This is a genomic window from Pseudoalteromonas sp. SWN166 (genome assembly GCF_015864485.1).
Taxonomy (GTDB): domain Bacteria; phylum Pseudomonadota; class Gammaproteobacteria; order Enterobacterales; family Alteromonadaceae; genus Pseudoalteromonas.
The window spans coordinates 1-10,592 of record NZ_JADYXB010000063.1 but is presented as its reverse complement, the minus strand read 5'-3'; the positions used below and the strand labels follow the sequence as shown (position 1 = coordinate 10,592).

General features: G+C 38.5%; 7 protein-coding genes. 1 reads left to right on the top strand and 6 read right to left on the bottom strand.

The genetic code is table 11. From position 1 onward, the window contains the following. Positions 1 to 198: 198 nt before the first annotated feature. From I6F49_RS19680 to nirB, 6 genes are all read right to left on the bottom strand, one after another. Positions 199 to 1,914 carry a two-component system response regulator gene (locus I6F49_RS19680; protein WP_197181705.1) on the bottom strand — a complete coding sequence of 572 codons (1,716 nt, stop codon included), beginning with the start codon at positions 1,912 to 1,914 and terminating at the stop codon, positions 199 to 201. A gap of 55 nt (positions 1,915 to 1,969) precedes the next feature. Further along, positions 1,970 to 3,160 (bottom strand): sensor histidine kinase, encoded by a 1,191-nt coding sequence (locus I6F49_RS19675; RefSeq protein WP_197181704.1) that lies wholly within the window; start codon positions 3,158 to 3,160, stop codon positions 1,970 to 1,972. A 269-nt stretch (positions 3,161 to 3,429) separates the two neighbouring features. Next, positions 3,430 to 4,692 (bottom strand): nitrate regulatory protein, encoded by a 1,263-nt coding sequence (locus tag I6F49_RS19670; protein WP_197181703.1) that lies wholly within the window; start codon positions 4,690 to 4,692, stop codon positions 3,430 to 3,432. Positions 4,693 to 4,966: 274 nt separating this feature from the next. After that, positions 4,967 to 5,830, bottom strand: a complete 864-nt coding sequence (gene cobA, locus I6F49_RS19665; protein WP_197181702.1) for a uroporphyrinogen-III C-methyltransferase — start codon at positions 5,828 to 5,830, stop codon at positions 4,967 to 4,969. Positions 5,831 to 5,839: 9 nt separating this feature from the next. Next, positions 5,840 to 6,193: a nitrite reductase small subunit NirD gene (gene nirD / locus I6F49_RS19660; protein ID WP_002959861.1), complete on the bottom strand. Its 354-nt coding sequence runs from the start codon at positions 6,191 to 6,193 to the stop codon at positions 5,840 to 5,842. Next, the gene (nirB, locus tag I6F49_RS19655; protein ID WP_197181701.1) at positions 6,180 to 8,753 is read right to left on the bottom strand and encodes a nitrite reductase large subunit NirB; all 2,574 of its coding nucleotides are present in this window, start codon (positions 8,751 to 8,753) and stop codon (positions 6,180 to 6,182) included. Before nirB ends, nirD begins: the two co-directional genes overlap by 14 nt. A gap of 394 nt (positions 8,754 to 9,147) precedes the next feature. On the opposite strand from nirB, the gene I6F49_RS19650 reads away from it, so the two are divergent. Next, positions 9,148 to 10,491 (top strand): FAD-binding oxidoreductase, encoded by a 1,344-nt coding sequence (locus I6F49_RS19650; RefSeq protein WP_231615154.1) that lies wholly within the window; start codon positions 9,148 to 9,150, stop codon positions 10,489 to 10,491. Positions 10,492 to 10,592 lie beyond the last annotated feature (101 nt).

Here is a 10,592-nt window from a genome sequence, read left to right as displayed (position 1 = left end):
CAATGCCAATCCATAACTGGAATCTGACATTGTCGCAATTGGCCATCCACTTCGAAGGTAGGTTAGATGGTGTGCTAGATATTTAGCAATTTAGGCTGACACAGAATTCTGAACGCCCTCGATTTGTATGAGCTTTAATAATTCTAAAGTTCATTTTTAAAGCTCCACTATATAGCTGATATATTACCGTTTCATATACTAACTTATTTGTTTTGTGTAGGTATTTAGTAACACATTAATTTCGTCTGCGGGTATTGGTTTTGAAAATAGAAAACCTTGCAGGTAGTCTATGTTTAGTTTTTTACATAGTTGATGCTGGGTTTGAGTTTCGACACCTTCTGCCACTACAGAAAAATCTAATTTTTTAAGCATCAAAGATAAGCTCTCGATTACTTTTAATCGCTTATTATTTTCGCCATCTAACGACTGCATGCTTTTGTCTAATTTCACTATATCAATAGGGTAGGATATTAAGTGCGATATAGATGAGTAGCCCATACCAAAGTCGTCCAAGGCAATCCTAAACCCTTTGTCAGATAAAGAAGTTAATATATCAATCACTTCTTTACTGTTTTCCATAAAAGCCGTTTCTGTTATTTCAAGAATAATGCTACTGGTTTTTAAATTGTATTTTTCGACTGTTTTTAATAAATATGTTTCTAAGGCTTCTTTTTGTAGTTGTATAGGTGAAATGTTGATAGATAGAGTTAAGGGCGTTTCATAGCTTTGCTGCCACGCAGATAATTGCTCTAATGCAGTCGCAATTATCCATTTACCAAGGGGCTCTATTAAGCGGCATTCTTCAGCAATAGGAATAAATTCATCAGGGGTGTAACTAACTTCTGTATTTGGCCAACGGATCAATGCTTCAACCCCCGTCATCATTTGTGTTTTTGCACAGTAAACAGGTTGATAAAATAATCTAAAGTTTTCTTCTTCTACGTGTTCTTTTATTCTATTTTGAATATCAACGCGGCGGCTAAATTCATATTGATATTGTTCTTTATAGAAGCTAATTCTGCTTTTACCACTTTGCTTAGATCGATACATTGCAATATCAGCACATTTGAGCAATTCATGTGATTCAGTCGCATCATTAGGGTATAAAGCACTTCCTATACTAACACTACAATTTAAAGTTCTACCTTCATGTAAAAAGGGCTTAGACACTTCAGCTAAAATTCTATTTGCTATCATACCTATTTGATTAATATTGCAAATTCCGCCTATTATAACTGCAAATTCATCGCCTCCTAATCGAGCAAACCCTTCGTTTTGTCTTAGGCAGCCATTAATTCTGTGCACGGTTTGTATTAAAATTTCGTCGCCGACACTATGCCCAAGCGTATCATTTATATTTTTGAAGTTATCTAAATCTAAAGCAAGTAAAGCAACGCAGTTTTTAGCACGTTTATTATTGGCTATCATTACTTTTAGTATTTCTTCAAAATGATACCGGTTAGATAAACCCGTAAGCTGATCCCTCTCAGCCATATGCTTTACAGCAAGATAACTGTTGTGCATACGTTGTTCTGCTTCAAAACGTTTTTTGGCATATATAAGCGCTTTATTTAAACTGCTTCCTGTTATATCACCTTTAGGTAAAAAGTCTTGAGCGCCTGCTTCTATACACTCAATAGCTAAGGTTGAGTTTTCTGAGGAACTAATCATAATAATTGCGGTATTACCGAGTTTAGGTTTTTTGCGCATTTCAATTAGCATTTCAATGCCGTCTTCTTTGGGCATATTATAATCGAGTAAAATTATGTCAAAGTGGTTGTTTTCAATTGCTTTTAATCCTTCACAAACGCACGTTACCTCGGTTATATCATGATGGTGAGAGCCATCAGAAATAAGCATTTTTTTAATTAATTTGCGATCAACCAAGTCATCATCAACAATTAAGATATTCATACGTTCCTTCTAAAAGCAGCTAAATTTTGCTCGTTTATAATTGATAATTTCATAGTTAAACTTTGGGCCAAAAAATAGTAAATGTACTGCCAAGCTTTCCATCGGAGGCTACTTCAATTTTGCCCCCATAATTAATAATGAGCTTATTAGCAATACAGAGTCCAATGCCGCTCCCTTCAACGTCATCTCGAGATTGTAATGTCTGAAATAACTTAAATATGAGTAAAAAATATTTAGGGTCAATCCCTGGGCCATTATCTTTTATTTCAATAATATAATAATGATCAGAGGGTAGAAGTGATATATCAATAACCGGGTGCTCTTTATTATTATGCTTTATTGCGTTACTTATAAGGTGTTGAAAAACAGTTTTAAAAGGGAGTAGCGGTATATCGAGTACTTCGTTATTGGCGTTTATATCAACAGTGACAGTTTGTGGTACTTCTAAAATTTGTTTTACATTTTGGTAAATACTTTCTAAAGATATGTTTGCACGAGTTGAATCGCAGCTATTTATTCTTGAGTAGTTTAGTAAATCCTCTAGCAGTGTTTGCATTCTATTGGCACGGCTGAGTACAAGCTGAAAGTTTTCTTGGTGCTCCTGCGGGAGTAAATCTTTGCAATCATCATAAACCCACTCTAATAAACGTTTTATAGCATTTAATGGTGACTTGAGATCATGTGAAGCAATACTGGTAAATTCATCAAGTTCATCGCACATTTTTTGTAATTTTTTAATTAGGCGATCTTTTTCAGTTTCGTCTTTTTTTAGCTCGCAAATTGTTGAGTGAAACTTAGCACTGTTTAATTTTCCTAATAATTCTTTTTGTTGGACTAACTGATTTACAAAGTTTTTTTGTAAACTATTTAAGATTAATTTTTCTTTTTTGGTAAGTCGCGAATTACTTGCTCGATCAAATATCAACCACCCAAACTTAAGGTTTGAGGGCAAAATAATAGGTGATACCACTCTAAATATTTTAGGATCATGCTCGATAATCGATTCATTAAAAACGTCATCAGATAGTTGCTCTTTAGCGACTGTTATTTTTGAACCGGATTTGTAAAGCTCAACGGAACGTTCAGGGAGGTTAGCAACAATAGAAAATGCGGTGGCATCAAAAATAGTTAAAATTAGCTCAGCAATACTTTCTAAGTTTTTTTGAATACCATTATCAAGAGGCGTAATTAATTGCTGCTCATCAATTAATGATATATCTGCGATATAACTCTCTACATTGGGCATTCAAAATCCTACAACATTATTAAATAAATACGCCTCAATAAAATGAGATGTAACAAATGATTAACTTATTGTAGTTGATTATTTTGAATGCGTTGAATAATTTGCATTATAAATTGACTCCACATAAGAGCCTTACCTTATTGTAGTCAGTAGGTTATAAATCTATTTTTAAATACAGAGAAGACTTAAGCTAGGCGAGCAACTTATAACTGAGTAAATAAGCACTAAGCGGGGTGGTGTTCTTATTAAAACCAATAAGAACAGCATATTTAATCGCTCATTTGTATAATTGTTTGCGCTACGCTAAATAAGGTTTTATGCGTATCCATTGCTTGTTTTTGTAGCTGTTTATGGGCTTGCTCTTCGGTGAGCTTTAACTGCTCAATAAGTATGTATTTAGCTTGATGAATAACCTTTTGCTCACTAATTACTTTTTTAGCGTCAAGTAACGCTTGGTTTATTTGTTTAATATGCTGGCTTTGCTCGATAATTAAATCGTACATACTTTTATTACTATTGAGCTTATCGGCCGCTATGTTTTGGCTTACTTCTGGCTCTGGTTGCTTAATGGCTAATTGCCCAAAAGTCGGGGCTATGTGCTGCTCTGCCATATTGTTAAGTACCTGCTTATTTGTATTTAAGCTACGTTGAGCACAAGCTATTTGCATTGCTGCTGTATCAATTAACTGATCTGCTATGTTTTGCTCAATTTTGTGCATTATATCTATGCGCGTAGTGGTTACTTCGTACCATACTTCGCTCAGTTGTGAGAGCGGTTGAGCGTTCTCGTCATCGAGCTTTTGCAGTAAACTTCTAAGTTGCTCTACCTGGTTATTAACCTGATGCGTTGTTAGAGTGGCAAAACATTTTAAAAGGTGCGCATCGGCGTATTCATTAAAAAAGTCAAAACTGTGGTTTTGTTCTTGTACAAAATGCGCGAGTTGTTGTTTTTGCTCAGTGGTAAATTTACTCGCTGCAAATGCTTGTGCACCACAGGCACGCTCTTGTCCTGCGTATTCTTTACCTTGCATAAAATTGAAAAATGCGACTAACAAACGCGTTATTTTAGGATCGCTTGCGCCATCTGCTGCCTCTAAAATAATATTGAGTAAACTAGCAATTAACTGCGTGAACGACTGCGTAGCATGCACTGCACTAATGTTTTGTTGTGCTATTTGTTTGCGTAAGTCGGGCAATGCTTCAAGTGTTTGCAGGCTATAGGTAATTAAATTAAATAACCGAGTATGGCCCGTATCGGCGTTATCGTTTATGAATGTTTGTTTAAGTGAATCATTAAATGCAGTTTGTGCACTGTTACTTAAAGGGATTTGTTCTTGTAATTGGTTTTTAAATCGCTCTCGATTTGAGGCCAAAAATATATTACTCATTGCGCGTTCTTTTTGTAACTGATGTACAAAATCGCCTAACTTAGTAAGCGAGGCACAACTGTTTTGTAATTGCTTTAGCGCGTGTATTTCTTGATATTTAGCAGCTAATAAAAACTGTTTTGTGAGAGGATTGTTTGTCGCCATTGATATTATTCCACACTTTTTTGTTTTTAAAGTGCAACCACTGTTCCAATCATTAATAAATTTCATCATTGAATTTAAAATCAAGCTAATACAATTGCTTAAAGTGTTATTTTTGTTTATCACTGTGTTTCTATAATTTAACTTACCATTACTTTTAACTTATTTGGTGCATTTAAGCATGTTATTGCACACAACTTGAACCCAAATTAAAAACAAAAAAAGCGCCTACTCCTGGGGAGGTAGTAAGCGCGAAAAGTGCATTATTCATTTTGTATCATGCGTTAACATTCATACTGTTTAATAACTCAGGGCTAATTGCCATTCTATGATTTATTACTTCGCCAATCATAATTAGGGTAGGACCTAGAAGGTCGTGCTTAGCATGCTCATTTACTATTAGTTCAAGCGTACTAGTAATTACCTTTTGCTTAGTGGTAGTGGCATTTTCGATTAGTGCAATGGGTGTATTACTTGGCCAGCCCACTAATTGCAAACCGTTGCTTAGCGTTTGTAAGCGCGAAAGCCCCATATAAACCACTAAAGTGGGGTTGTTGTTTCCAGGCTCAAACGCGTAATTTTTCCAATGAGGTTGCTTGTTAGGATCGGCAAACTGCGCCGTTAAAAACGTAACACTGCGCGCTACGTCTCTTGCTGTAAGCGGAATACCCGTATAAGCGGAAGTAGCACAAGCCGTTGTGACACCTGGCACAATAGCAAAATTAATATTATGCTTGGTAAGCGCATCGGCTTCTTCGTTAATACGTGCAAATATACTCGGATCGCCGCCTTTTAAACGCACTACGTTTAAGCCTTGTTGCGCGTATTTAACCAGTAGTTCGCAAATATTAGCTTGGGTCATCGAATGCTTACCCGCACGTTTACCTACAAATACCCGCTGCGCTTTTTTAGGCAGTGTTTTTAATAAATCATCGCTTACTAACCAATCGTATAAAACAACATCGGCGGTATTAATTAAACGCTGCGCTTTTACCGTAATTAGCTCTGCGTCTCCTGGGCCCGCACCAATTATATAAACGTTGCCGCTTTTAGCACTGCGACTATTTGAGCTTGTTAGTTTATTAACAAGCTTATTTAGCCACACGTTTTCAATACCCGAAAAATAAGACAGTACATTCATAATATTCCCCTAAGCCACAGCTGTTGTAACTTTTGGTTCAGAGCTTATAAATACACTGCCATCTTCAATTTTTGCATTAAAAACCGGTAGGTGTATTGCTTCTGCTTCTAAGCATTCACCTGTTTCTAGGCAAAAGTGTTGCTTATATAAAGGCGAGGCGACAACTAATTTATTGTCGATTGAGCCAATAATGCCACGCGATAATACATTGGCTTTGCCAATAGGGTCGTAGTTGCTAATAGCAAACACAGCCGTTGGATTTTGTGGAATGTAAAAAATAGCCACTTGCTGATTATTAACTAATGCGCATACGCCGCTATTAGCCACTAGGTTGTCGATTGTTCCAATATTATGCCAAGACATCAGCTTGCTCCTCTTCAACTTCCATTACTGGAATACGGTTTTGTGTATTACGTTGCTCACGTTTTTCGGCTTCTGTAGCAGGGCGAATTTGGTTACGCTCTTGCACAAATAAAATGTTGTCGTCGGTTTCGGGGTTATTAACAAACTGGCGGAATCGTTTGGCTGCATCTGGGCTTTCAATCGCTTTTTTCCACTCACAGGCGTAGGTTTGTGTAATTAATTCCATTTGCGCTTCTAGCTCGTCACAAATGCCTAAGCTGTCGTCAATTACTACGCTTTTAAGGTAATCTAAACCGCCTTCAAGGTTTTCCATCCACACCGACGTACGCTGTAATTTGTCAGCCGTTTTAATGTAAAACATAATCACGCGGTCAATGTATTTAATTAGTGTTGGCGTGTCTAAATCGGTCGCAAATAAGTCAGCATGGCGAGGGCGCATACCACCATTACCACACACGTATAAGTTCCAGCCGTTTTCGGTGGCTATAATGCCAATATCTTTACTTTGTGCTTCGGCGCATTCGCGGGTACAACCCGATACTGCCATTTTAAATTTATGCGGTGCACGCAGTCCTTTATAGCGGTTTTCTATTTCTATTGCGTGTCCAACGCTGTCTTGCACACCATAACGACACCACGTACTACCCACACACGATTTAACGGTTCTGAGAGACTTACCATAAGCATGACCGGTCTCAAATCCGGCTTCGATCAATCGCTCCCAAATAACAGGAAGTTCTTCTAAGCGCGCACCAAATAAATCAATACGTTGACCGCCAGTGACTTTGCAGTACAGGTTAAAGTCTTTGGCTACTTGTCCAATTACAATGAGTTTGTCGGGGGTTATTTCGCCGCCAGCAATACGGGGTACCACAGAGTACGAACCATCTTTTTGCATATTTGCTAGGTAAGTATCGTTAGTGTCTTGCAAGCCAACATGGGCGGGCTCTAAAATAAAGTCGTTCCATGTTGAGGCTAAAATAGAGCCAATGGCAGGTTTACATATTTCACAGCCATGACCGCTGCCGTGTTTAGTTAGTAAGTCATCAAAGCTTTTAATGCTTTCTACTTTAACCATATGCAGTAGTTCTTGGCGTGAATACGCAAAGTGCTCACATACATGGTTGTTAACTTCAACTCCGCGGCTTGCTAATTCGTTATCAACAACTGATTTTAATAACGCTGCACAGCCACCACAGCCGCTTGCTGCTTTAGTGCATGATTTTACCGAGGCTAAATCGCACGAGCCGCCATCAATTGCACCTACAATGTCGCCTTTACTCACATTGTGACACGAACAAATAGTGGCGGTGTCGGGTAGGGCACTGCCCGATAACGACGGTGCGCCACCGCTGTCTGGCAAAATTAAGCACTCAGGGTTTTCGGGTAAGTCCATGTCGTTAAGCATGTACTGTAGTAATGTATCGTAATCGCTTGTGTCGCCAACAAGTACAGCGCCCAGTAATTTATCGCCTTTTTCACTTAGTATGATTTTTTTATAACAGCCGCGAATAGCGTCTTGGTATATAAGTTCTTTACAGTCTGGCGTTTTTGCATGAGCGTCGCCAATTGAGCCTACCTCTACGCCTAATAACTTAAGTTTTGTGCTCATATCGGCACCTAAAAACTCAAGCTCGCCACCAGTTAATTGGCTCGCTGCAACGCGTGCCATGTTGTAACCTGGTGCAACTAAGCCAAATAGTTTTTTGTCCCACAGGGCACACTCGCCAATAGCTAAAATATCAGGATCTGATGTTTGGCATTGGTTATTAATAATAATACCGCCGCGTTCACCTAGTTCTAAATCAGCAATTTTGCCGAGTTGGTCGTACGGGCGAATACCAGCAGAGAATAAAATTAGGTCTGTTTCTAAAAATGTTTCGTCCGAAAAATTTAACCTAAAGCGACTCGTTTCGCCTTTTACTATTTCGCTGGTCGCTTTTGATGTGTGTACCGTTACGCCGAGTTTTTCTATTTTATTTTTTAGTAGCGTACCGCCTTGTCCATCAAGCTGAACAGCCATAAGTTGCGGCGCAAATTCTACTACGTGGGTATCAAGCCCTAGTTGCTTAATCGCGTTTGCAGCTTCAAGCCCTAACAAACCACCGCCAATAACTACGCCGCTTTTACTTACTGCTGCACTGGCTTTTATTTGTTCTAAATCTTCTAATGTGCGATACACCAAGCAATGGGGTTGGTCGTTACCTTTTATAGGCGGCACAAATGGAAACGAACCGGTTGCAAGTATCAGTTTGTCGTACAGGTATTGCTCACCCGTTAGTGTTGTCACTACTTTTGCAGCTCTATCAATACCTTCAACCCACTGGCTTGTATGCACATTAATATTGAGCTGTTTGTAGTTGTCGTGGGTGGTAAGTGCTAAATCGGCAGCCGTTTTACCATCAAATACACTTGATAAGTACACGCGATCGTATGCAAGATTTGCTTCTCCGCAAAGTACAGTAATGTCTGCGTTGGCATCGCTTTGGCGCATTTGTTCAACAAAGTGGTGTCCGACCATACCATTACCAATAATGAGTATTTTTTGCGAGGTTTGCATAGGGCATTCCTTAAAGTGACGGTTTAAATACAATTAACAAAAAAGCCCGCCACAAATACGCATTATGCATAACTGTGTGCGGGCTTCTTTGCCGATGGTTGCTAATAGCTAGTGTGTTCACAACCTAAATTTTTGCCGTAAGTAAAACAGGCTTGTTAATAGAATGTTTGCAAAAACACAGCCAGTTTTATAACTTATTGTTTAAAAGGCATTTAATGTGTTTTTAGAGTGAGGATAAAACCAGTTTTGTTATATGTTGGTGCGCGCCTGGCACTAATAGGGTGCAAGTATTGTCATTGTTTTGTGCATTATCAGTCAATAAAACACCCATTATCATTCATTGTGTATTGCGTTAAATTTACCCCATGAAATACGCAGATGAATTACGAGAAAAATGACTAACACAAACTCAATAGATGCTTCACCTTTTCATGAAGGCGAGCTGGCAATACAAGACAAACTCGGTAAACGAGAAATAATGGCACCATTTGGCAAGCGTGCCGTGCGCTCATTTATGCCAGAGCAGCACCAAGCATTTTTTGAGCAGTTACCGTTTGTGGTTGCAGGCAGTGTTGATGAAAATGCCGATGTGTGGGTATCTATTGTTTCAGGACAGTCGGGCTTTTTAAGCGCCCCAACTCCTACGTCGTTATTAATGACCCACGCTGTTGATAAAAACGACCCTCTACATAACACATTAAATATTGCCGGCTCGCCAATTGGTTTATTAGGCATTGAGCTAAGCACGCGTAGGCGTAACCGTTTAAATGTGCGTGTAGGTGAGGTAATTGGCGATAATCAGGTGAGTTTTAATGTTGATCAATCCTTTGGAAATTGCCCGCAGTATATTCAAACGCGCGACTTAACGTTTAATAGAGATCCTTTACTTAAAAGTAATGCGGTACAAAAAGTTGAATTTAATACACTTGATAACGCAGCCAGTGCGTTAATTGACACCACCGATACGTTTTTTGTATCAAGCTTTATAACCGCAAAAAACAATCCAAAAATTGAAGGCGTTGATGTTTCTCACCGTGGTGGAATGCCTGGCTTTGTAAAACGAGAGGGCAACACATTAACGATACCTGATTACGCAGGTAACAATTTTTTTAATACCTTGGGTAACTTTTTATTAAACCCAAAAGCAGGTTTGTTATTTCCTGATTTTGACACGGGTAATGTATTAATGCTTACCGGCAGCGTTGAGATTTTATGGGACGGGCATCCAGAGTTAGAGGGCTTTATTGGCGCAGACCGGGGCTGGAAATTCACCCTCACTAAAGGAATGTGGCTTAAAAACTTACTCCCGTTTAGTGCTCAATTTGATGCTTATTCCCCTAACACTAAAATAACGGGCACGTGGCTTGAGGCTGATAAAAACAAACAAGCCGAAAAACTAAAACATACTTGGCAGCCTTTAAAAGTAACTAAAATAATTAAAGAGAGTGATGTAATTACCTCCTTTTATTTAGAAGGGCACAACAATACAACCTTGTTACCGTTTAAAGCTGGGCAGCATTTAACCGTACAAATACCAAGTGAAAATAGTAGTAATAACAGTAATAGCAAACCTGTTATTAGAACCTACACCGTGTCATCAAGCCCGCATGAACTCTTTTATTGGTTATCTATTAAAAAAGAGCTAAATGGCGAGGTATCACACTACTTTCATAATAACGTAAAAGTAGGCGACGTTATTTTAGCGAAATACCCACAAGGGCTAACACCGATCAGTTAAGGTATTTTTGATCGGTTGACCGATCTTTTGGTTGCTTCACAATACCCTTATCATCTTTTGATTATGAGGGTATTTTTATGCTTAGTCATTGGTTACTTGAT